At 62.9% G+C, this 22,304-nt stretch carries 25 protein-coding genes; 14 read left to right on the top strand and 11 right to left on the bottom strand.

Going from position 1 to position 22,304, the window contains the following annotated elements:
* Positions 1-49: 49 nt before the first annotated feature.
* Genes QEN71_RS30455 through QEN71_RS30470 form a run of 4 tightly spaced genes read left to right on the top strand, consistent with a single transcriptional unit; the run spans position 50 to position 3,662 of the window.
* The gene (locus QEN71_RS30455; protein ID WP_201646871.1) at positions 50-364 is read left to right on the top strand and encodes a DUF485 domain-containing protein; all 315 of its coding nucleotides are present in this window, start codon (positions 50-52) and stop codon (positions 362-364) included.
* Entirely contained in the window at positions 361-2,031 is a 1,671-nt protein-coding gene (gene actP / locus QEN71_RS30460) for a cation/acetate symporter ActP (RefSeq protein WP_201646872.1), read from the top strand. Before QEN71_RS30455 ends, actP begins: the two co-directional genes overlap by 4 nt.
* 53 nt (positions 2,032-2,084) lie before the next feature.
* Positions 2,085-2,669 (top strand): cytochrome b, encoded by a 585-nt coding sequence (locus QEN71_RS30465; RefSeq protein WP_377789309.1) that lies wholly within the window; start codon positions 2,085-2,087, stop codon positions 2,667-2,669.
* A 3-nt stretch (positions 2,670-2,672) separates the two neighbouring features.
* The gene (locus tag QEN71_RS30470) at positions 2,673-3,662 is read left to right on the top strand and encodes an NAD(P)H-dependent flavin oxidoreductase (protein ID WP_201646874.1); all 990 of its coding nucleotides are present in this window, start codon (positions 2,673-2,675) and stop codon (positions 3,660-3,662) included.
* Between the two features lie 70 nt (positions 3,663-3,732).
* Here QEN71_RS30470 and QEN71_RS30475 read toward each other — a convergent pair whose 3' ends face one another.
* Entirely contained in the window at positions 3,733-4,680 is a 948-nt protein-coding gene (locus tag QEN71_RS30475) for a LysR substrate-binding domain-containing protein (protein ID WP_233471599.1), read from the bottom strand.
* A 172-nt stretch (positions 4,681-4,852) separates the two neighbouring features.
* Between QEN71_RS30475 and QEN71_RS30480 the strand changes: the two genes are divergently transcribed.
* Positions 4,853-5,221: a DUF2784 domain-containing protein gene (locus QEN71_RS30480; RefSeq protein WP_201646875.1), complete on the top strand. Its 369-nt coding sequence runs from the start codon at positions 4,853-4,855 to the stop codon at positions 5,219-5,221.
* An 18-nt stretch (positions 5,222-5,239) separates the two neighbouring features.
* Here the strand turns inward: QEN71_RS30480 and QEN71_RS30485 are convergent, their stop codons facing one another.
* Positions 5,240-6,406, bottom strand: a complete 1,167-nt coding sequence (locus QEN71_RS30485) for an MFS transporter (RefSeq protein ID WP_201646876.1) — start codon at positions 6,404-6,406, stop codon at positions 5,240-5,242.
* 117 nt (positions 6,407-6,523) lie between these two features.
* On the opposite strand from QEN71_RS30485, the gene QEN71_RS30490 reads away from it, so the two are divergent.
* On the top strand, positions 6,524-7,411 hold the full coding sequence (locus QEN71_RS30490; protein ID WP_201646877.1) for a LysR family transcriptional regulator: 888 nt from the start codon (positions 6,524-6,526) through the stop codon (positions 7,409-7,411).
* Positions 7,412-7,436: 25 nt separating this feature from the next.
* Here QEN71_RS30490 and dapA read toward each other — a convergent pair whose 3' ends face one another.
* On the bottom strand, positions 7,437-8,318 hold the full coding sequence (gene dapA, locus QEN71_RS30495; protein ID WP_201646878.1) for a 4-hydroxy-tetrahydrodipicolinate synthase: 882 nt from the start codon (positions 8,316-8,318) through the stop codon (positions 7,437-7,439).
* A 12-nt stretch (positions 8,319-8,330) separates the two neighbouring features.
* Positions 8,331-8,657 (bottom strand): hypothetical protein, encoded by a 327-nt coding sequence (locus QEN71_RS30500; protein WP_201646879.1) that lies wholly within the window; start codon positions 8,655-8,657, stop codon positions 8,331-8,333.
* 379 nt (positions 8,658-9,036) lie between these two features.
* On the opposite strand from QEN71_RS30500, the gene flhD reads away from it, so the two are divergent.
* The 3 genes from flhD to flgM all read left to right on the top strand — a co-directional run bounded on the left by flhD (position 9,037) and on the right by flgM (position 10,538).
* Entirely contained in the window at positions 9,037-9,357 is a 321-nt protein-coding gene (gene flhD, locus QEN71_RS30505; protein ID WP_201646880.1) for a flagellar transcriptional regulator FlhD, read from the top strand.
* Between the two features lie 13 nt (positions 9,358-9,370).
* On the top strand, positions 9,371-10,027 hold the full coding sequence (flhC, locus tag QEN71_RS30510; RefSeq protein WP_201646881.1) for a flagellar transcriptional regulator FlhC: 657 nt from the start codon (positions 9,371-9,373) through the stop codon (positions 10,025-10,027).
* Between the two features lie 208 nt (positions 10,028-10,235).
* Positions 10,236-10,538, top strand: a complete 303-nt coding sequence (flgM, locus tag QEN71_RS30515) for a flagellar biosynthesis anti-sigma factor FlgM (RefSeq protein ID WP_201646882.1) — start codon at positions 10,236-10,238, stop codon at positions 10,536-10,538.
* 44 nt (positions 10,539-10,582) lie between these two features.
* Here flgM and QEN71_RS30520 read toward each other — a convergent pair whose 3' ends face one another.
* The 7 genes from QEN71_RS30520 to QEN71_RS30550 all read right to left on the bottom strand — a co-directional run bounded on the left by QEN71_RS30520 (position 10,583) and on the right by QEN71_RS30550 (position 18,657).
* On the bottom strand, positions 10,583-11,707 hold the full coding sequence (locus QEN71_RS30520) for a porin (protein ID WP_201646883.1): 1,125 nt from the start codon (positions 11,705-11,707) through the stop codon (positions 10,583-10,585).
* Positions 11,708-11,803: 96 nt separating this feature from the next.
* On the bottom strand, positions 11,804-12,754 hold the full coding sequence (locus QEN71_RS30525; protein ID WP_201646884.1) for an NAD(P)H-dependent flavin oxidoreductase: 951 nt from the start codon (positions 12,752-12,754) through the stop codon (positions 11,804-11,806).
* Between the two features lie 71 nt (positions 12,755-12,825).
* Complete coding sequence (locus QEN71_RS30530) at positions 12,826-14,163, bottom strand: MFS transporter (RefSeq protein WP_201646885.1); 1,338 nt, start codon at positions 14,161-14,163, stop codon at positions 12,826-12,828.
* Between the two features lie 60 nt (positions 14,164-14,223).
* A complete protein-coding gene (locus QEN71_RS30535; RefSeq protein ID WP_201646886.1) occupies positions 14,224-15,894 on the bottom strand; it encodes an AMP-binding protein in 1,671 nt (556 codons plus the stop codon).
* The gene (locus tag QEN71_RS30540) at positions 15,887-16,660 is read right to left on the bottom strand and encodes an enoyl-CoA hydratase/isomerase family protein (RefSeq protein WP_201646887.1); all 774 of its coding nucleotides are present in this window, start codon (positions 16,658-16,660) and stop codon (positions 15,887-15,889) included. The genes QEN71_RS30535 and QEN71_RS30540 overlap by 8 nt, the downstream gene beginning before the upstream one ends.
* Before the next feature lie 36 nt (positions 16,661-16,696).
* Complete coding sequence (locus tag QEN71_RS30545; protein WP_233471600.1) at positions 16,697-17,896, bottom strand: CaiB/BaiF CoA transferase family protein; 1,200 nt, start codon at positions 17,894-17,896, stop codon at positions 16,697-16,699.
* On the bottom strand, positions 17,893-18,657 hold the full coding sequence (locus tag QEN71_RS30550; RefSeq protein WP_201646888.1) for an enoyl-CoA hydratase/isomerase family protein: 765 nt from the start codon (positions 18,655-18,657) through the stop codon (positions 17,893-17,895). Before QEN71_RS30550 ends, QEN71_RS30545 begins: the two co-directional genes overlap by 4 nt.
* Positions 18,658-19,001: 344 nt before the next feature.
* Here QEN71_RS30550 and QEN71_RS30555 point away from each other — a divergent pair, with 344 nt between their 5' ends.
* The 5 genes from QEN71_RS30555 to QEN71_RS30575 all read left to right on the top strand — a co-directional run bounded on the left by QEN71_RS30555 (position 19,002) and on the right by QEN71_RS30575 (position 22,255).
* Entirely contained in the window at positions 19,002-19,952 is a 951-nt protein-coding gene (locus QEN71_RS30555) for a hydroxymethylglutaryl-CoA lyase (protein WP_201646889.1), read from the top strand.
* Entirely contained in the window at positions 19,949-20,335 is a 387-nt protein-coding gene (locus QEN71_RS30560; RefSeq protein ID WP_201646890.1) for a PaaI family thioesterase, read from the top strand. Before QEN71_RS30555 ends, QEN71_RS30560 begins: the two co-directional genes overlap by 4 nt.
* A 104-nt stretch (positions 20,336-20,439) precedes the next feature.
* Complete coding sequence (locus tag QEN71_RS30565; RefSeq protein WP_201646891.1) at positions 20,440-20,991, top strand: MarR family winged helix-turn-helix transcriptional regulator; 552 nt, start codon at positions 20,440-20,442, stop codon at positions 20,989-20,991.
* 68 nt (positions 20,992-21,059) lie between these two features.
* Positions 21,060-21,278 (top strand): hypervirulence associated TUDOR domain-containing protein, encoded by a 219-nt coding sequence (locus QEN71_RS30570; protein WP_201646892.1) that lies wholly within the window; start codon positions 21,060-21,062, stop codon positions 21,276-21,278.
* A gap of 299 nt (positions 21,279-21,577) precedes the next feature.
* Positions 21,578-22,255 (top strand): alpha/beta hydrolase, encoded by a 678-nt coding sequence (locus QEN71_RS30575; protein ID WP_201646893.1) that lies wholly within the window; start codon positions 21,578-21,580, stop codon positions 22,253-22,255.
* The last annotated feature ends 49 nt before the right edge of the window (positions 22,256-22,304 follow it).

Genomic DNA, 22,304 nt, shown 5'->3' on the forward strand with positions numbered 1-22,304 from the left:
GGGCAGCCCCCGACATGCGCCCACTTCCAAACGAGATACAGGAGACATCGTGGTCCATACGACTGCACATCACGACGTGCGGCTGTCGCCGGCGTTCGTTCGACTCGTCGCGCGCCGTCGCAGGCTCGTGGCATCGCTCACACTCGGTACTTTGCTGCCTTACTACGCGTTCGTGCTGATAGCGGGATTCGCGCCGAAGGTGCTTGCGTTGAAGCTGTATCCGGGAAGCGTGATGACGATCGGCTGGCCGTTGGGCGTCGCGCTGATCGTCGGCACGTGGGTGTTGACGGGCATCTATATCCGCCGCGCGAACGGCGAGTTCGACGAGTTGACTGCTCGCATTCTCGCGGGAGACGTGCAATGAAACGCTACGTCTCGTTCATCGGCTTTATGCTTGCCGTGTGTATCGCACAATCAGCCACGGCAGCAGAAACCTTCGGCAAGGTTCAGAAGCAACCGCTCAACGTCACGGCCATCGCGATGTTTCTCGTATTCGTCGTCGCGACGCTCGGCATCACGTACTGGTCCGCGTCGAAGACGAAGTCGATGAAGGACTTCTACAACGCGGGCGGCGGCATTTCCGGCTTTCAGAACGGACTGGCGCTGGCGGGCGATTACATGTCGGCGGCCGCGCTGCTCGGGCTGACCAGCATGATCTTCTTCAACGGATACGACGGCATGCTGTACGCGGTGAGCTTCTTCGTCGCGTGGCCGTTGCTGATGTTTCTGTTCGCGGAACGCATCCGCAATCTCGGGCAGGTCACGATCGCCGATATCGCATCGTTCAGGCTCGACCAGCAGAGAATCCGCACACTGATGGCGTTCGGCTCACTGACGGTCGTGTGCTTCTATCTCGTCGTGCAGATGGTGGGCGCGGGCCAGTTGATCCAGCTTCTGTTCGGGCTGCAATACAACTACGCGGTCGTCGTGGTCGGCGTGTTGATGGCCGTGTATGTGACGTTCGGCGGGATGGTCGCGACGACGTGGGTGCAGATCATCAAGGCCGTGCTGATGCTGTTCGGCGCAAGCCTGCTGGCGTTGCTCGCGCTGAGTCAGTTCGGCTTTTCGTTGAACGACATGTTCGCGCAGGCGATTGCTACGCATAAGAGCGGCGCAGGCATCATGCTGCCCAGCAAGCTCGTCGCCGATCCGTTCGCGATGCTGTCGTTGTCGGTTGGACTGGTGTTCGGCACCTCGGGCCTGCCGCATATCCTGATGCGCTTTTTCACGGTGCCGGACGCGAAAGCGGCGCGCAAATCCGTGTTCGTCGCGACGGGCTTTATCGGCTATTTCTTTCTCGTCGTGACGGTACTCGGCACGGCGGCGATCGTGATCGTGAATCGCAACCCCGCGTTCTTCGAGGGCGGCGTGGCGGGCGGCAAGCTGATCGGCGGCGGCAACATGCCTGTCATGCATCTGGCGAAAGCGATGGGCGGCGATCTCGTGCTGGGCTTTCTGTCTGCGGTCGCGTTCGCAACGATTCTCGCCGTCGTCGCGGGACTCACGATGGCAGGCACTTCCGCCATTTCGCACGATCTCTACGCGATGGTCATCAAGCGCAATCAGGCCGATCAAGCGAAGGAAAAGCGCGTGTCGAGAATCGCGTCGGTGGCGATTGCGGGTGTCGCGATCGTGCTTGGCATTCTCTTCAAGGATCAGAACGTCGCGTTCCTCGTGGCGCTGACGTTCAGCGTGGCCGCGTCGGTGAACTTCCCGATCCTCACGCTTTCGATCTACTGGAAAGGCCTCACGACGCGCGGTGCGTTGATGGGCGGCATTGCGGGACTCGTCAGCGCGGTCGGTCTGGTCGTGCTGTCGCCGGCGGTCTGGGTGAAGGTGCTCGGGCATGCAGCGCCGATCTTTCCCTACGACTACCCCGCGATCATTTCGATGTCGATCGCGTTCTTCTTCACATGGATCGGCTCGGTCACCGATCAGGGCGCACGCGCAGCGAACGAGCGCGAACAGTTCGACGATCAATTCGTGCGCGCACAGACAGGTATCGGTGCGTCGCGCGCGGCCAGTCATTAGTGAACCGTCGATATCGAAAGGGAATGCAAATGTCGAACTCGCATATGTCCTCCATGAACGATGCTCCATCGCCCGACACGCACGCACAAAGCCGCTTTCAGTGGCGCGATAACGGTCTGGGCTTTTCGCCGGTCACGATCGCATTGCACTGGATCGTCGCGGCGCTGGTGCTCGCAATCATCGCTATTGAAATCGTGTTGTGGATCTCGCCCGATGCCGGGCTCGCCAGAGTGCTGAACCTGCTCGGCACGATCCTGTTTCCGGTTTCGATCTATCGATTCTGGGCACGCGTGACGTCGTGGCACCCGCTGCCCGTCGGTACGCCGAATCCCGTCGAGGTGATCGTGAGCCGGTCGGTCGCCACGTCGCTTGCGCTTGCAATGGTGCTGCTGCCCGTCGCCGCGTGGTTCGCGAAATCGGCTGCTGGTCAGGTTGTCGGGTTGCCGGGCGGCTGGTTCATCCCTTCGCCGATGCAGCCAGATGCGCAGGCCGCGCACGTCTTCGAAGTCCTGTTCAGGATCGGCGCGACGCCGTTCGTGCTTGGCCTCGCGCTTCATATCTTCGGTGCCTGCAAGAACCATTTCGTGTTGAAGAACGATGCGTTGAAACGCATGCTTGGTAAACGCGTGGAGCTTTGAATCATGAGCACAACAACAGAGAATGAGTTTGCTGGAAACGCCGTCACGAAGCTGTGCGGCATCCACTATCCGATTTTCCTCGCCGGTATGGCGGCGATTTCCGGGCCGAAGCTGGTGGCTGCTGTCGCCAATGCGGGCGGGATGGGGACGGTCGGCGGGCTGCGTTTGCCGCCGCTCGCATTGCGGCGCTGGTTACGCGAAACGAAGGAGTTGACGGACAAGCCGTTCGGCGTCAATCTCGTGCCGTCGTTCGGCGGCCCGGATGTATTCGAAGCGCAGTTTCAGGTCGTGCTGCAGGAAAGGCCGCGCATGTTGTCGCTGTTCTATGCGGAGCACTATCCGCAGATGATCGCGCGGGCGAAGGATGCGGGGATGATCGTCATGGTTCAGGTCGGTTCCGTCGAGCTTGCGCGCCAGGCCATCGCGCACGGCGCAGACATCATCACCGCGCAGGGCAGCGAGAGCGGCGGCCACCTGAATCGCGGCACGATCGGACTGCTGTCGCTGTTGCCGGCACTGATCGACGTGGCGGGCGGACGCCCCGTGCTCGCCGCTGGCGGCATCACGAATCGCGATGACGTTCGCACGGTGATGCGGATGGGCGCGGGCGGCGTGCTGGCGGGCACGGCGTTCGTCGCGTGCGAAGAGTCGAATGCGCATCCGTTGTACAAGCAGAAGATCGTCGATGCCACCGTCGACGACACCGAATACCGCACCGGCTATTCGTTTGGCTGGAAGTACGGCACGCCGCATCGCGTGATCCCGAACCGCGACAAGTGGAACCTGTTGCGTTTCATGGGCGGCGGCGCGCGTGCGATCGACAAGCCGAAGATGGCGCAAAAGCTGTCGCTGTACGCGGGGCAGGGCGTGGGCAAGATCGATCGCGTGATGTCGGCGGCCGAGCGTGTGGAAGAACTGGCGAAAGGGCTTGCCGACGAGCGTGAGCGGGCCTCAGGCGGGCGCGTTGATGGACTGATGCTGCGCTACGCGTAACGTGCGCTGAAGCAAAAAGGCGGCGCAGTTCATGCGCCGCCTTTTTCATTTTGTAGCTATCGCAGCAACATCACGCAGCGTCGAAACAGGCCAGCGCGGAAGCCAGCATGTTTTGAGCGCCTGATGGCCGAATGTCGGCATCGACGGCAAACTGCGCATGCGCGAGTTCGGTCAATGCAGTCAGCGCGGGCGTGACGATGGCGTCCTTGTTGCGGATGAACACCGTCTTCACGTGCGAAAACTCCGGCGGCAACGTATGGCAGTGCACGGCTTGCCGCGTGCCATGACCCTCCACCACCGATCGCGGCAACAGCGTCACGCCCATTCCCGCTGCGACGCACGACATGATGCCGTCCAGCGTGCCAAGCTCCATCACCTGGCCGGGAATGATGCCTGCCTGATAGAACCAGTGTTCGAGCGTCGATCGATAGAAACAGCCCGTCCTGAACGCGAGCACGGTTTGCCCGGACATCTGGCTGGCGAGCGCGTCCAGCGATTCGAACCCGATCCCGCTGACGAGCACCAGCTCCTCATGAAAGACCTCTTCCTGATGAAGCGACGCACTCTGATGAAAGCCGCCGACGAACGCGCCGTCGAGCCGATGACATTCGACGGCCTTGATCAGTTCGGCCGTGGTGCCCGTCATCAACGATAGCTGAACCTGCGGATAGCGCTCGTGATACTTCGCGAGCACTTTCGGCAAGCGAATAGCCGCCGTCGTTTCCATCGACCCAAGCCGCAGCAGTCCACGCGGCGACGCGTTGTCGAGCATCGCGTTGCGGCTTTCGTCCGTCAACTGAAGGATGCGTTGCGCGTAGCCGAGAAAGATCTGCCCGGCCGACGTGAGCATCACGCCGTTCTTCTGGCGGATGAAGAGCTGCTGATTCAGCTCGCTTTCAAGCTCCTTGATGCGCATCGTCACGTTCGACTGAACGTTGTGGATTTTTTCAGCCGCTGCCGTGAAGCTGCCGAATTCGGCCACTGCACAGAACATTTTCAAATGCCTCAGTTCCATCATGCGCCTCGCCGGATCACTTCGGATGATGAACTTTCAGGCTAGCACATCAAATCTGGTGATTGACTGGCGCGCGGCGACACAAACGCAGGCATCGTTGACGCGTTGGAAAAGCAGCGGATTGCGCGTGAATGCGCGCTATCCTGCGGGAAGGTTTCTGCACGCAAGGGGCGTCATGATCGGGCTCGCCGATGCAGTTCTCGTGGTGCATGCGCTGATCGTGCTGTTCATCGTCGGCGGATTGCTGGCGATCTGGACGGGCGCGGCGATGCGGCAAGCGTGGGTGCGCAACCGTGCGTTTCGCATCGTGCATCTGGCGGCAATCGGCGTCGTCGCGATGCTTGCGGCCCTCGACGTGCCTTGTCCGCTCACCGTTCTCGAAGACGAACTGCGCACGGGCGCGGCAGGCACGCAAGGCTTCATCCAGCACTGGGTGAGCGTCTGGATGTACTACGATTTGCCGCCCTGGGTGTTCGCGGTGGCCTACGTCGTGTTCCTGCTGATCGTCGCGCTGACGTGGTTCCGTGTTCCGCCGCGCCGATAGAAGTGCGCTTGCATCGCATCATTCCCGCAGCGCTTCGCACGACATGCGCGGCCTTGCCTGCATCGCCAACGACATGCAGCCGAGCGCGAGACCGACCACGCACACGCCCGGCCACTGCCAGATGCTCCACGCCCAGATGCCCAGCGACGAACCGAGTGCGCCGCCCGCGAAACGGATCGTCATGTAGAGCGTGTTGATGCGGCTCATCGCATCGCTCTTGATGCTCATGTTGCGCGCCATGTTCGCGACGTGTCCGCTCTGCAAGCCGAGATCGAGCACGATTACACCTGCCACGAGTCCGGCGATGGTATGGCCTGCGGCCGCGAGAATCGCGAAAGCGATGACGAAGATCACGCCGCTCGCCAATACGACGAGCCGCGGATTGCGCTGGTCGATCAGCTTGCCTGCTTTCGTCGACGCAAGCGCGCCGACCACGCCGACGAGCCCGAACAGTCCCGCGACTTCGCTTCCATAGTGCGGATCCATGGCGCGCAGGTGAAAGGCGAGCGTCGCCCAGAACGCGCTGAAAGCGGCGAACTGTAGCGCAGCGATCGCCGACGTTTGCCGGATGAGCGGCTCTTCACGCAACAGCGTCCACAGCGAGCCCATCAGGCGGCCGTAGGTGCCCTTGTACGTCGGCTCCGCGCGCGGCAAGGTCCGCGACAGCACGGCGGCCGTGACGAGCATCGCCGCCGCCGCGACCCAATAGACGCTGCGCCAGCCGAAATGCTGCGCGATCGAACCGGAGATCGAGCGCGATACGAGGATGCCGCACAGCAAGCCGAACATCACGATGCCGACAGCTTCGCCGCGTTGCTGCGGTCCGGCGAGTTGCGCCGCGAACGGCGTCAGCAATTGCGGCGCGACGCTGGCGAGGCCCGTCAGAAAGCTGGCGGCCACGAGCCAGTTCAGTGTCGGCGACAGCGCGATCGCGGCGAGCGACAGGCTCGCGATGCACAACAGCGTGCGCAGCATCGAACGACGTTCGAGCTTGTCGCCGAGCGGCACGAACAGCAGCAGTCCGAGCGCATATCCCGTTTGCGCCGCGACCGATACCGTCCCCGCCTGCCGTTCGCTGGTGTGAAACGCCAGCGCGAAATCGGCGAGCAGAGGCTGGTTGTAGTAGTTGTTCGCGACCACGATGCCGGCCGCGGCGGCCATGAGCCAGTAGATCGAGCGTTTCATCTGGATAGCAGGGTCCCGTGATTTCGTCTCCACATGGATGAATGTAGACTATTCCGAAAATCGCCGGTATCCCTGCGTAACGGCAAGCACCCTTGCCAAATCCGGAAGAGTCGAATCATGGACCGCTTTGAAGCGATGAGCGTCTACGTGCGGGTCGTGGAGACGGGCAGCCTGTCCGCGGCGGCGCGCGCGATCCCGATGTCGTTGACGTCGGTCAGCCGGCATATTTCGGCGCTCGAAGAGCAGTTCGGCGCGCAACTGCTCCGCCGCACCACGCGCAACCTCGCGATGACGGACGAGGGCCGCATTCTCTACGATCGCGCGAAGTCGATTCTCGGCGAAGTGGACGAGCTTGGCAGCGCGCTATCCGCGGGTCGGGGGAAGCTGTCGGGACGGCTGCGGATCGCCGCGCCGAACCTGCTCGGCCGCCTGCTGATCGCGCCGCTGCTGCCGCGCTTTCTTGCACAGCATCCGGATGTCGCCGTCGATCTGATGCTCGTCGATCGCGTCGTCAATCTCGTCGAGGAAGGTCTGCATCTCGCCGTGCGCGTGGGCCGGTTGCCGGATTCGAGCCTCGTCGCGCGCAAGCTCGATGACATCGAAATGGTGGTGTGCGCCGCGCCGTCGTATCTGGCGCAGCGCGGCACGCCTCGCAAGCCCGACGATCTGCGCCAGCACGATTGCCTGGTGTTCTCGGATGCGTCCGGGCCGGTGGACTGGCGTTTCCAGTCGGGTGCGACGCGCACGCGCGTAAGCGTGACGGGGCGTCTGTGGATGAACAGCCTCGATGCGCTGGTGTCGGCGGCGCTCGAAGGTGCGGGCATCGTGCGCGCGCCCGCGTGGCAGGTCGCGGCGCATATCGAGGCAGGACGCTTGCAGCCCGTCCTCGACAGATTCGCGCCGCCCGCGACGCCCGTGTATGTGCTGTTCGAACGCTCGAAGCTGGCGTCGCCGAAGATCAGAACCTTCGTCGATTATCTTGCCGATCACTGGGGTCGCATGTGAAGCAAACGCATGCAAGCGTATGCGTTCAGACCGTCGCCGCGAGTTTCGCACGCAACGCGTGCAGCGTCTCGCGGGCTTGCGCGAGTTGTGCGACGAGTGCCTCCGACGCTCGCGTGATGGGCATGCGCACTTCATCGGCGATACGGCCTTCGAGCGACAGCATCGCCTTGATCGCCGATGGATTCGGCGCCGCGAACAGCAGCTTGAGAACCGGCTTGAGCCGCTCGAAAATCAGACGCGCTGTCTCTTCGTCCTGCGCCTGCATCAGCGACTGAATCTCGACAAGCAGATCCGCGCAGACATGCGCGCTCGCAAGAATGCCGCCGTGGCCGCCCGACGCGAGGCAATCGACGAAAGCCTCGTCGGTGCCGCACAAGACGTTGATGGGCAGCTTGCAGAGCGCGTCGAAGTGACGGCTCACGCACGCCTTGATGGCCACGATGTTGTCATGTTCGGCGAGCCGCGCAACCGTGTCTGGTTCGATCGGTGCGCCCGTTCGATGCGGCACGTCGTAGAGCACGATGGGCCGTTCGGTCTCGCGCGCGATCTGTTCGAAATGCCATTCGATGCCCGCCTGGTCGGGGCACACGTATGCGGGCGCCGAGACGAGAAACCCCGCCACGTCCCATCGTTCGAAGCGACGGATTTCGCGCACGAATTCACGCGTATCCATTCCGCCGATGCCGACCAGCAGCGGCAACCGGCCATCCACGACATCGCTGATCGCCTGCAGCACCGTCACGCGCTCGATGTCGGAGAGCAGCGCGGCTTCCCCCGTCGTACCGAGCGCGACGATGCCCGCGATGCCCGTGCGTGCGTAGTGATCGGCCAGTGATTGCAGCGCTTCGATATCGACTTCGCCCGAACGGAACGGCGTGACGAGCGGAAGCCAGATTCCCGAGTACATATCTTCTTCCTCTCAGTTGGCGATGCGCGAAATCTTGCCGATCGTCGCTTCGGAGATCGTGCCGATCAGCGTGTGAAGCGTGAAGTCCAGGTCTTCGGGCGCGATGTTGAATTGCACGCAGGTCTTGTTGCGCAACAGCTGCGCGTGCGAGATGTAGACGCCGAGCGGGGAATGGAAGAGCGTCGCGAGATGGGTGCGGCGGGTGGCAGGCGAGGTGTCTGCGAGAAAGACTTCGAGTTGGACGCGGCGAGCGCGCAGAGGAATGACGTTGGAGAGGACTTGCGCAGCGGGGACGTCAGGGACGACGTCTCGATGCGCGAGAGGTTGTGCAGAGCCCATGCTTTGATTGCCATGCGAGGCGGTTGTCGAGATGAAGCTAGCGTAGTGCGATTCGTATAAAGGTGGTGTAAAAAACGCGCGGTTTCAGCATACAGGCGGTATTTCGTTCGCGATTTTTTATCGACTACCGGAAAGCGCATTCATGCTGAATAACGTCGATTTACCGCGCATTAACGTTACGCATAAAATCGGCAATGCTTTCTTATTTAAATTTAATTCCGTTTTATCGCGGCCTTCGATAAAAACAAATGGTCGCCCGGAGGGTCTCTTCATACAATTAATTTGAATGCGCCCGCCTACGCAGGCCGGCGCGGCGATAGGAGAAACAAAATCGCATTCCGGCAAATACGCGGAATGCATAGGGACTTCGGAGCTAAACATGGACCGTAGCAGCGAAGTGATCGAACAAATCCGCGAAATCAATCTGTCGTACATCATGCTTGCGCAACGAATGCTCCGCGAAGACAAGGCGGTCGGCATGTTCCGCCTGGGGCTGTCGTCGCAGGTGGCCGAGATTCTCTCCGGGCTGTCGCTCGCGCAGATCGTCAAGCTGGCCAGTTCCGAGCAGCTTCTGTGCTCTTTCCGTTTCAACGACCACGCGATCCTGGCGGCCTTGACGCACACCTCGAAGCACGCGGAAGTGGCCGCCACACATGCCGCTCTCCTGCTGGCCGGTCAGCCAGCGACGCAATTCGGTTGAACAGGGGCCTCCCATGTCGAAGAAAAGCCTCAGCGAAGACGCACAGGAAGTGTTCCGCGCGATTGCCCTGATCGAACTGGGCGCGCGCATGCAGGTGCTCGAAAGCGAACTGACGCTTTCACGCGACCGCATGATCCGTCTTTATCGCGAAGTGAAAGGCGTCTCGCCGCCCAAGGGCATGCTGCCGTTCTCAGCCGACTGGTACACGACGTGGCTCGCGAACATTCACGCTTCGCTGTTCTACAACACGTACCGTTTTCTGAGGGACGAAGCGCATTGCTCGCATCTGGACGCGCTGACGAAGGGCTACCGGCTGTATCTCGAACATTGTCATCACAACAAGACGGAAGCCGTGCTCGATCTGACGCGTGCGTGGACGCTGGTGCGCTTCTTCGACGCCGACATATTGCAACTGACCCCTTGTTGTCGGTGCAGCGGCAAATTCATCGGCCACAAGCACGACTTGCAGCACAACGTCGTGTGCGATGCGTGTCAGCCGCCGTCGCGCGCCGGCAAGACGAAGAAGGCCGCGGCCGCGAAACGCGACGCGCAGCCGCAGATCGTCGAGGTGCGCCATGCTGCCAACGACGTCGAAGAATCGATCGAGATCGTCGCAGCCGTCGAGAGCATCGCGCCCGGCGTTTTCGCAGAAGCGGTGCTGGCAGCCTGACCGTCGATCACGTCGCTTTTTGTGCGTTGAGGGCCGCTGTGTGCGGTTCCTCACACTTTGTTTCAAATTGTTGCATCTTGCTGAGAGGCCCGCCCAGCAAGGATCTGAAGGCTGCGGCGGGAGCGGGGACCGATCGCAGCCCCTGCTTCATGGTGAAGATTTCAAACCGAAGACCGTTAAAGGACTCAACAGTCGAGGAACACACACCATGAAGATCGATTCCAGCAATAGCACGTCCGCGATTCTCCGGCCCGCAACGGTCCGCGCCACCAACGACGCCGAATCCCAGGCGACAGCCGGCGCGGTGGAAAAAGTCAGCGCCGGCAACGCGAGCAGTTCGACGGTGAGCCTGTCGATGCTGCACGCGTCGGATAGCGCCGACATCGATACCGCGAAAGTCGAATCGATCAAGGCAGCGCTTCGTGACGGCAGCTACAGCATCGACTCGGGCAAGATCGCCGACGGTATGCTCAGCAACGCGCGCGACCTGCTGCAAACGCGAGTCGCTTGATCCGCGGTTGAAGGCGGCGACATGTGCCACCGCCGCGTCCCGCTTCAGAACCGGTGACGAAGCCCCAACGTCACAGACGTGCTGTCGTCATGGCCCGCATACGGGTCGTTGAACGCGCTGCTCACCGTGCTGTACGCGCCGACAAGATAGACATCGGTGCGCTTCGACAGCAGATAATCGCCCGTCAGGAACGCCGACAGCTTGTTGCCGCCTTCGCCATTCGCATTGACGTGTCGGGCGAGATCGTAAATGGCGGCAGCCTTGAATTGCACAGCGGGCGTCGCCTGCCACGTCGTGCCTAACTGGAACACGTGATCGGTACGCGCCTGAGTGCTGCTGCCGATATTGGTGTTGCCGGGGTTCGTGTACAGCTGCGCATAGGTGCCGTACGTCGGCGAGAAGTCCTGTCCGCTCGTCGGCGTAAAACGGCCATCGCGCCGCGTGTACAGGTAATAGGCGTTCACGGTCACAGGACCGATCACATAGAACGCGCCCGTGCCGAGGTTCGACTGCTTGTTCCCCGCGATATCCCTCGCTTGTTGCGCGGTGAAGCCCGCGGAAAATATGTCGCCCTGATAGTTCACGCCAACCGAATACGTCGAGCCGTCCGTCACGCTGCCCGCCTGTCCGCCGAACGAATACGCTGCCGCGAACTTCCACTTGTTCACGTTCAACGTGTACTTCGCGGTGTTGTCGAGCCGCGAGCCCGCATACTGCTGAACCCAGACATCGGAGGCCGCCGAGTTGGCCCAGCCGATCGTGTCATAAGGCAACAGCGTTTCGAACGGCAAGCTGTACTGCCGACCGAGCGTCACCTGTCCGTAGTTCCCCTTGATACCGACATACGCCTGCCGTCCGAACAAACGGCTGCCTTGCAGTGAAACGCCCGTCGTCGGATTGAAGCCCGACTCGATGCGGAAGATCGCCGACGTGCCGCCGCCCAGGTCTTCCGTTCCGAACACACCCCAGCGTGAGCCGTTAAAAAACCCCGGGCCGAGCGCAACCGAACTTCCGCTCGACGTCGCGCGTCCATTCGCGGCCGTCGATCCGACCTGATGCGTTTGCCAGGACAGGGCGGTGTCGATCAGGCCGTAAAGCGTCACGCTGCTTTGCGCGTGAGCCGCACAGGAAAAGAGGAGTGCAGCCGCAGGCACGCACACGTATTTCATCGTTCGAGTCTCCTTTGTTGTGATTAGACATCCGAAATAATTACCGAACGCAGAAACGGCGCTCAATAGTGAAAGCCTGGATTCGTTACGGGAAAATCAGCCGGTCAGGCGACCGACGGCAGTCCGGTATTCGTCGACGATGCGCGCCACCACGTCCGCCGCAGCAGGCAGATCGTCGATGAGACCGGCCGATTGCCCCAGCTCGACCTTGCCGCGCTCGATGTCGCCGTCGAGCGCGGCCTGCTTGAGCGTGCTGCTCATGAAGAGCGCGTTGTAGGCGACGTCGTCGGGTTCGTGCGCGTCGGCGTGAAGCACGTCGTCGGCGAAGCGGTTCTTCGTCATGCGCACGGGCAGCTTGCGTACGCCGACGAGCACCGTGCCGTCGATCTCCGTTTGCAACACCGCGCGCTTGTAGTTGTCGTGGACGCCCGCTTCGCGCGTGGCGATGAAGCGCGTACCGAGTTGCACCGCGTCGGCGCCGAGCGCGAGCAGGGCGGCGACGCCGAAGCCGTCGGCGACACCGCCGCCCGCTGCGATCGGCATCGAAGGAAACGCCTGCACCGCGCGGCGCACGGCGACCAGCGTGCTCACGCCGTTGGCAGGCGGATGCCCGCCCGCTTCCGCGCCCACGACGACGAGCGCATCGACTCCGGCCGCCGCCGCCTTGCCCGCATGTTCGAGCGTGGAAACCACATGGATCCAGCGCGTGCCGATGCCCTGAAAGCGCGCGAGATGCGCTTTCGGTCCGCCTTGCGACGCGAAGATGACGGGCACGCGCTCTTCCTCGATCACGTCGAGAAAGCGTTCGGCTTCAGGGCGATAGAGCGGCAGATTCACGCCGAACGGTTTGCCGTTCACCGCCGCCTTGACCTCGCGCACGGCATCGCGGAACGCGTCGAGATACATCGGGCCCGCAGCGATCACGCCGAGGCCGCCTGCATTGCTGACGGCGGCGGGCAGCGCCGCGTTGGACGACGCCCAGCTCATCCCGGCCTGAATGATTGGATACTCGATATTCAGCATCCGGGTGAGTCGAGTCGACATCATCGTCATTGTCTTTCCTGCCTGTTCCTGTGTGGCGCGCGTGAAGCGCAGAGGGTTCGTTGTATTCGAGCGATTCAGCTGGTCTTGTCGACCGCGAGCAGGCGTGCCGGAATGCCGATCAGCAATCCGATGCCGCCCAGCAGAATCACGCATCCCGCGAGCTGGATGCCGAGCGTCAGACTGCCCCATACCGACTTCACGTAGCCGATCATGCTCGGTCCCACGAGTCCGCCGAGCGAGCCGATGCTGCTCACGAGCGCGATGCCCGCCGCTGCGCTGGACGACGCGAGATAGGTCGATGGAATGGTCCAGAACACCGACAGACTGGACAGATGCCCGGACGTCGCGATCGCGAGCAACGCGACGGCAAGCGCTAGGTCGCCGCGCGCGAACGGCAGTGCGATCAGACTCGCGGCGGCGAGCATCAGCGGAATGGCGGCGTGCCAGCGGCGTTCCCGCGTGCGGTCCGAATGCCGGCTCACGATGACCATCATCACGATGCCCGCGATGGGCGGAATCGCCGCATACAGGCCGACGCGAAACGGATCGTGCACACCGCTCGACTGGATGACCATCGGTGCGAAGAACGCGATGGTGCTGGCGAGGATGTACGCGCAGAACGACACCATGCCTGCGACGAACACGCGCCAGTCGCGCAGCGCCGACAGCATGCCGCCGTGTCCGTGCGTCGCGCGTTGGCGGCGTTCGGCGTCGAGCGCGGCAACGAGACCGGCTTTCTCTTCGGACGTGAGCCACGCGGCGCTTTCGGGGCGATCCTCAAGACGAAAGTACACGACGATGCCGAGCAGAATCGCGGGCAGCCCTTCGAGCAGAAACATCCATTGCCAGCCCGCCAGCCCGTTGACGCTGTGGAAGCTGCGCATGATCCAGCCCGAGATGGGCGCGCCGATCATCGTTGCAACGGGAATCGCGATGAACGAGAGCGCCGTGACCCGCGCGCGCCGCGCCGCCGGAAACCAGTAGCTCAGATACAGGATGATGCCCGGAAAGAAGCCCGCTTCCGCGACGCCCAGCAGCATGCGCGCGAGATAGAACTCGGCGGGCGTGCGGACGAACATGGTCGCGCTGGAGACGGCGCCCCACAGCACCATGATGCGCAGCAGCGTCTTGCGCGCGCCCATCTTCGCGAGCAGCAGATTGCTCGGCACCTCGAACAGCAGAAAGCCGACGAAGAACAGACCCGCGCCGATGCCGTACACGAGATCGCTGAAATGCAGATCGGCCTTGAACTGGATCTGCGCGATACCGATGTTCACGCGGTCGATGTAGTTGATGATGTAGCACAGGAACAGCAGCGGCAGAATGCGCCGGCTGATCTTGCGGTAAGTCGTTTCGCTCACGGCCTCATTGGGACGCAAAAGTCCGACGGCGTCGGATGCGCACGTTGTCATTGTCTCCTCCATGTGGTTTGCGGCGATAGCGGCTCATTCGTGCCGCCGTCGCCGGCACATTCACGCCAGGCCGAATTCGCGGATCGCGTAATCGCGCAGCTTGTTTTTCTGAACCTTGGAACTGCCTGTCATGCCGATATCGTCGAACGACTGCACGAGCCGCAGATAACGCGGCACCTTGAAGTTCGCGCAACGGCTCTTGCACCAGTCGATCAGTTCTTCGCTCGACGCCTGCGTGCCTGCGCGCAGCACGACGAAGGCGGCGGCCACTTCGCCCAGCCGCGCATCGGGTACGCCGACCACTTGTGCGAGCTGCACGGCGGGATGCGCGAACAGCGTTTCCTCGACCTCGGCGGGCGCGACGTTTTCACCGCCGACGCGGAACACGTCCTTCAGCCGCCCGAGCATGCGCATGCGTCCTTCGCCGTCGATCACGCCGAGGTCGCCGGTACGCAGCCAGCCGTCGTCACTGAACGCTTTCGCGGTTTCCTGCGGCTTGTTGTAGTAGCCCTTCATCACGCTCCAGCCGCGCACCTGGATTTCGCCGGGCATATCGGCGGGCTGCACGTCGCCCGTTTCCGTCGATACCGTGCGGATGTCGAGGCCCGGATGTGGCGCAGCCCAACCGGCGACGCGCAGTTCGAGCGGATCGCGCCAGTCGTTGAGCACCACGTTCGGCGACGCTTCGGATTGCCCGTACGCGCCGACCATGTACTTCACACCCATCACGTCGTGGATCTTCTGCATGATTTCCGGTCCCGCCGCCGCCCAGCCGCCGCGCAGATGGATGCGCTCGCGTTTGAACTCGGGGTGGCCCATCATCATCAGGAAGATCGTGTCGTTGCCCGACGTGAGCGTGCAGCGTTCCTCGTCGAGGATGGTCAGCACGCGGGCGACGTCGAACGACGGCACCGACAGCAGACATGCGCCTGACACGAGCGCGACGAGCAGCGACATCGTTGTGCCTGCGACGTGAAAGAACGGGCGCACGCTGAAATAGCGGTCGTCGGGCTGCACGCCGATGCGCAGCGCCGAGGCAGCCGCGTTCATCAGCATGTTTCGATGGCGCAGCAGCACGCCCTTCGGAAACGACGTCGTGCCCGACGTGTATTGAATCAGCAGGATGTCGTCGGGCGTCACGCGTTGGGCGCGCGCAGCGGCTTCCGCGCGTGTTTCGGGCGTGTCCGCGAGCGCATCGAAACGTTCGACGCCAGCGGGCACCTTGCGCTCCGTTTCGCCCATCAGCACGGCGCGGCGCAACAGCGGCAGCACATCGCCGGGAAGCTTTGCGTCGAAGGCGGGCTCGACGTCGCGCAGCAGTTGCGTGTAGTCGATGTTGAGGAACGTATCGACGTAAAACAGCACGCGCACGTCGCCTTGCTTCAGGCAGTAGTTCAGTTCGTCGAGCTTGAAGCGCGTGTTCACGGGAACCGTGACTGCGCCAATCGACGCCGCCGCATAAAACAGCACGACCCAGTCGACGGAATTGCCCATCAGGATGCCGACGTGCTCGCCATGCTCGACACCCGCCGCGATCATGCGCGCCGCCGCGCTCTGCACGCGCTCATGCAGCGTTCGATAGTCGATGCGCTGTCCGTCGATGACGAGCGCTTCGGCGTCGGGCGTCGCGGCGGCGCGCGATGCGAGCACGGCGGGCAGCGTCACCGGCTGCGCGAGGCCGAAGCATTCGACCCACTTTTCCCAGTCAGCATGGGCGATGTCTTCACGCATGACCGGCTCCGTTGTCCTTGTTCTGGCCGAAGGTCGAGATGGATTGCTTCCAGTCTGACGTTTGCAGCAAGGTATCGATGGCGAGCATTTCGATGGCGAGCGCGCCCGCCGGATCGCTTTCCACGCCACGGTCGATGCAGTCGCGCGTGAGATGCATCGCGAGCGGCGGGGCGGCGGCGATCTCGTTCGCCATCTGCCGTACTCTCACCACGGCTTCGGCCGCGGGCATGATGCGCGACACGAGTCCCGCTTGCAGCGCTTCCTGCACGGACAGCGTGCGGCCCGTGTAGGCCATGTCTTTCGCGAGCCGCTTGCCGACGATGCGCGGCAGGCGTTGCGTCGCGCCTACCGTGCCCCACAGCGCTTCCGGCGTGCGGAAGCTCGCGTTCTCCGTCGCGACGATGAAATCGCACGCCATCGCAATCTCGCCGCCGGAGCCCACTGCCGCGCCTTCCACCAGCGCGATACACGGCTTGCCGATTTTCTCGAGAGCGTCGTATGCGGCGAATGCCTTGAGGCGGCGCGCGCGCACTTCGTCGATGCTCATGTCTTTGCGTTCCTTCAGATCCGCGCCCGCGCAGAAGACCGGACCGTTCGCACGCACGATCACGCAGCGGATCGTGTCGTCGTCGCGCAGCGCGACGGCGGCGGCGCGCAACGCGTCGCACATGGCCGCGTTGAGCGCGTTGCGCTGCTCGGGCCGGTTCAGGATGATCTCGGCCACGCCTTCGCGGCGCTCGACGATCAATGTTTCTTCAAATGTCATCACGTCCCCTTGATGTCGTATCTCTCGTGCGTGGCGTCAGATTGCGCCGTCGCGCCGCAGCGCCGCGATGTGTGCTTCGTCGTATCCGAGCCGTTCGCGCAACACCTGCTCGGTGTGTTCGCCGAGCAACGGCGGCCGCTCGACTTGCGGATCGGCGAAACCATCGAACTTGAAGGGCAAGGGCAGCGCGCCGAATGTGCCGACCGTCGGATGCTCGAACGAGCCCACCATGCCGCGCGCGTTCACGTGCGGATCGGCGAGCACTTCCGCGACGTTCTGGATCGGTCCAGCGGGCACGCCTGCGGCGTCGCAGGCTTCGCACAATGCTTGCCGCGTCCAGCCCGAAATGGCTTGCGTCAGCGCGCTCATCACGCGATCGCGATGCTCGACGCGCCCTGCGTTCGTCGCGAGCGTCGTGTCGCCGGCGAGCGCTTCGAGCCCGAGCAACTTGCAAAGCGGCAGCCAGTGCTGATCGCTGCACGTGATGTGCACGAACGCGCCGTCGCTGCATGCGAACGTGGCCGACGGCACGCGTCCCGGATGTTCGGTGCCCAGCCGCGGCGGCACTTCGCCCAGCGCGAAGTAGCGGCCCGCCGCGAGCGTGAGCAGGCTCACCTGGCCGTCGAGCATCGAGAAGTCGATGTGACAGCCCTGGCCCGTCACTGCACGCCCATTGAGCGCCGACAGCAGGCCAATCGCGATCCACATGCCCGAGGTCAGATCCGCGATGGGCAGGCCGGGCTTGACGGGGCCGCCTCCGCGCTCGCCCGTCAGGCTCATCAGGCCGCCCATCGCCTGGAACACGGTGTCGTAGCCTTTGCGCTTCGCGTAGGGACCCGTCTGGCCGAAGCCTGTGCATGAAACGTAGATGAGCCTTTCGTTCGCGGCGCGCAATGCGGCGTGGTCGAGACCGTAGCGCGCGAGTGTGCCGACCGGAAAGTTCTCGATGAAGATGTCCGCGCTCTGCGCGAGGTCACGCACGATGCGCCGTCCCGCGTCAGTCTTCAGATTCGCCGTCACCGACTGCTTGCCGCGATTGCACGCGAAGAAATACGCGGATTCGTCACCGACTTGCGGCTCGAAGGTGCGCGTTTCGTCGCCGCTGCCGGGCTGCTCGATCTTGATGACGTTAGCGCCGAGTTCGGCGAGGATCATGTCCGCGAACGGACAGGCGAGCACGCGCGCAAGCTCGACGATAGTGACGTTCGCGAGCGGTTTGATCGGCGTCGTGGTCATGACTGTTTCGCCCGGTCCTGGCGGAAGCTGCGCATCATCATGTTGGTGTCGAGCGATGCATCGAGCGCCTGCTGCAACGGCAGATCGGCCACGCGATGGAACAGCCGCTTGGTCGCGGCCATGGCGGGCGCATCGAAGGACGCGAGACGTTCCGCGATACCGACGGCCGTGTCGATCAATGCATCGTCCGCGACGACGCGATTGGCGAGCCCGAGCGACAGCGCGCGCTGCGCATCCACCGGCTCGCCCATCGACACCAGTTCGAACGCTGTCTTGCGTCCGACCTGGCGCACGAGATTCGCCATCACGATGGCCGCGACGATGCCGTGCTTCAGTTCCGGATAGCCGAGCTTCAAGCTGTCGCCTGCGACCAGCATGTCGCACGCGAGCGCGAGGCCCGCGCCGCCGCCCATCGCATAGCCTTGCGCAGCGCCGATGACGGGCTTGCCGATCTGCGAGAACACGCGATGCAGGTTCGTGGTGAGGTGCGCGCGATCCAGCGCGGCTTGCGCGGCGTTCGCGGAGTCGCCGGAATTGACGAAGCCGCCGAATTCGTTGATGTCGGCGCCCGCGCAAAACGCCTTGCCCGCGCCCGCGAGCACCAGCGCCTTGACGGATGCGTCGCGGTCCGCTGCCTGCAATGCAGCGAGCAGCGCGTGCGTCAGTTCGTTGTTGAGCGCGTTGCGCTTGTCGGGGCGATTCATCGTCAGCACGCGCACGCCGGCGCGGTCTTCAACGATGAGGCAGGCGGAGGAAGTCATGAACAGCCTTGCGAAGAGGAGGGTGGGATGCGCCTGCAGGGCGGCGCGATGGATCAAGAGTAAAGCATGATGCGTGACAAAGTCAAACAAAGATGCGTGAGTTTGACAATCAGTTATGGCGTTTTTTGGTGGTCGATTTCAGTCATCACTGTCGATGATGGGTCTGATCGTCCGATGCGTAGATATCAATAAATACACGTAAAAACAGCGATTTAGTGAGCATATCCGAAGTGGTAAGGGTCATTGCGACCGGCGTTTCGCGCCGCGTCATTTAGTTGACTTTGCATCGCAATAATGGTTTGATGAGATCGAAAGTCAACTATCTATGCGACACACCGCGAATCATGTCCGACCTGACCCTATGTGAATGTTTTGCCCGCGACGGGCTTCAGCACGAGACCGAGTTCATCCCGACAGCGCAGAAGGTTGCGTTGATCGATCGCTTTGCGCGAGCAGGTTTTGCGCGAGTGGAGGCGACGTCGTATTCCAATCCCGCCGTCGTTCCGCAGTTCGCGGACGCGAGCGAGGTGCTGAAGACGTTGCCGCGCGTCGACGGCGTGTACTACAAGGCCACCTGCGCGAACGTGCGTGCCGTCGAGCGCGCGCTGGCGGATCTCGATGCAGGCATCGGTGCGAACGAAATCAGCTTGCTGGTCTCGGCGAGCGACGCGCATTCGCTTCGCAATCTCAAGCAGTCGCGCGAGGATCAATGGCAGCGCATCGAGGCAATGGCTGCTGCCGCGCAAGGGCGCTTCCGGTTGATCGGCACGATTTCCGTTGCGTTCGGGTGTCCGTTCGAAGGCGAGATCGCGGAGTCGAGCGTGCTTGCCGACGTTGAACGTTTCGCCGCGCTGGGCGTGCGTCACGTGACGCTCGGCGACACGATCGGCGTGGCGACGCAGGCGTCGACACAGCGTCTTTTCGGCGCGATGCTGCGCGCGTTTCCCGACGTGCACGCCATCGCGCATTTCCACGACACGCGCGGCACGGGCATCGTCAATTACCTCGCCGCGTTCGAGGCGGGCGTGCGCCACTACGACGTGGCGTTCGGCGGCGTAGGCGGCCATCCCGCCAAGGTCAAGTATGGCGGCGGGGTGACGGGCAACGTGTGCACGGAAGATTTCGTGAACGTGCTCGAAACGATGGGCGTGAACACGGGCATCGATCTCGCAGCGATGATGGAAGCTTCCGAAGCCTGCGAGAACGCGCTGGGCCGCACGCTCGCGAGCCGTGTTGCGCGCACCGGTTTGAATCCGATGCTCACGCGCGCCGGCGAACAGGCGAGCATCGCATGAGCACGCTCGCGATCGAATCGGAGTTCTGCATCGACCAGGGTTTCGAACTCGTCGATCACGGCGACAACTGGGCGACGCTCGCGTGCGTGGTTCGGCCGCGTCATTCGAATCGTCACGGTAATGCGCATGGCGGACTGCTTGCGGCGCTGCTCGATACGTCTATGGGCATGTCGGTGCGAACCAGTGGGCGGGTCGAGAATCTCGGCACGGCGAGTCTCACTGTCAACTATCTGAAACCGGCGCGCGGCCGTATCGTCGTGCATGCACAGGTACGTCGATGCGGCCGCACGCTCGCGTTCTGCGAAGCCGAAGCGCGCAACGCCGACGACGATGTGGTCGCGACCGCGAGCGCCGTTTTCGCAGTGGCGCCCATCAATAAATAACGGCCCCGGCGGGCACGGAACAGTAAGATCCTTCTGCTAAAATGCGTGACGATGTCATACAAGTTGCGCGCGGCCGCGTCGAGCGGAATTCGGCGGAGGAAAATGTGGGAACGGCGGTTAAAAAAGGAAAAGGGCAATCGGCCGGTAGCGCGGCCGCGCAAGCAGACGACCTGCCCGCGTTGGGCGATTTGCGCGACCTGGTCTCGTTTCAGCTGCGTCAGCTGTCGAACATCTACACGAAGGGCTCGTCGAGCGCGTACGAACTCCGTTTCGGTCTCACGATGAATGAGTGGCGCTGCATCGCGCTGCTGCACGGCAAGCGCGGCATGTCGATGAATCGACTCGCGGAGCATGCGCAGTTCGATCGCGGGCTCGCGAGCCGCACGGTGCGCGGCCTCGAAGAGCGAGGTCTGCTCGCACGCGAGGCCGATGCATCCGACGGCCGCGGCGTCATCATCACGTTGACAAAAAGCGGCAAGGCGCTGGTGTCGGAAGTGTTCCCCGTCGCGGAAGAGCGCAATGCGCGCTTGCTGTCGTGCCTCACGCGTGCGGAGCGGGAGATGTTGCCGGGCATACTGGAAAAGCTGACGCATCAGGCGCGCGCGATGCTCGATCAGGAGCGCGAGGAAGCGGAGCTTCGGTCGGAAGAGGATTGACTCAGGGATTGACTCAGGAACGGCGAATGCGACCCGGAAGGGTGATTCAACCACCGGAGCGCACAATCATGTCCCATCGACTCAAAACAGGCGATCGCGTCACGTGGAACACTCCGCAAGGCCCAACGACAGGCACGGTCGTCCGCCGGATCATCCGGGATACGGAACTCGACGGTCAGAATGTTGCCGCGTCGAAGGACGACCCGCATTACGAGGTCGAAAGCGAGAAAAGCGGTGAACACGCGGTGCGGTCCGCGGAGGGACTGGAAAAGGTGCACAAGCACTGACCTGAACCCTGAGTGACATCGTCGTTCGTGGCGGTGTCGGCATTGGAATAACCGCCGTTGCCAGTCCCGGTATCAGGCTTCGCTCGCACGCGAACGGGCTCGGGATTGGCGCGTCGGCGACGTCCGTCTGGTCGCTGGGCTTCGTCACCACACCCCCACCCCATCTTTTCCCAATCCTCCCCATTTCTCGTGATATATTACATATCAATCCGCCGCCATTCTGCTTCTGAATGACAGCGCGGTCGGCTACTGCCAGAAGATTCGTTCATGCGCACACCGCGCTCCATCCGGGTTCCACCATGTTCGATCCATCGCTGCTTGGCCGACTGTCCTTCACGCCCGCGCAGGCCGTCAAAGGTCCCTTTCCGCCCGGCCGCAACCGGCTAGGCATTGCTGGCGAACGTGACGCGATCCTGTATGTGCCGGCCGGCCTCGAACTGGATCGACCCGTGCCGCTCTTCGTGATGTTTCATGGCGCAGGCGGTTTCCCGGAAAAGGTTCTGCCCTACATCGAAGAACACGCCGAACGCGACAAATTCCTCGTCCTCGCGCCACATTCGCTGTACCCAACGTGGGACATCGTAATCGGCGGCAGCGGCCCGGATCTGGAGCGGCTCGACCGCGCGCTCGTCGAAGTAACATCGCGCTATGCGATCGATCGCACTCGTCTCGCTTTCGCAGGATTCTCCGATGGCGCGAGCTACGCGCTGTCGATGGGCATCACGAACGGCGACATCGCGAGCCACGTGATCGCGTTTTCCGGCGGCTTCATGTCGGTGTTCACACAGGAAGGCGCGCCCAGAGTCTTCATCGCGCACGGCTTGAGCGACGAACAGTTGCCCATCGAAACCAGCGGCCGCGCAAACGCGACCAAGCTGAAAGCGGCGGGCTACGACGTGCAATACATCGAATTCAATGGGCTGCATGCCATCCAGCCTGCCGTCGTCGGCATGGCCGTGCAGTTCTTTCTCGGCTAGCGGGCGGCGCGGTGCTGCCGTGAAGCCGCGTCACCATCAGATACGAGTG

Origin of the sequence: Paraburkholderia sabiae (genome assembly GCF_030412785.1) — a bacterium.
Classification (GTDB): domain Bacteria; phylum Pseudomonadota; class Gammaproteobacteria; order Burkholderiales; family Burkholderiaceae; genus Paraburkholderia; species Paraburkholderia sabiae.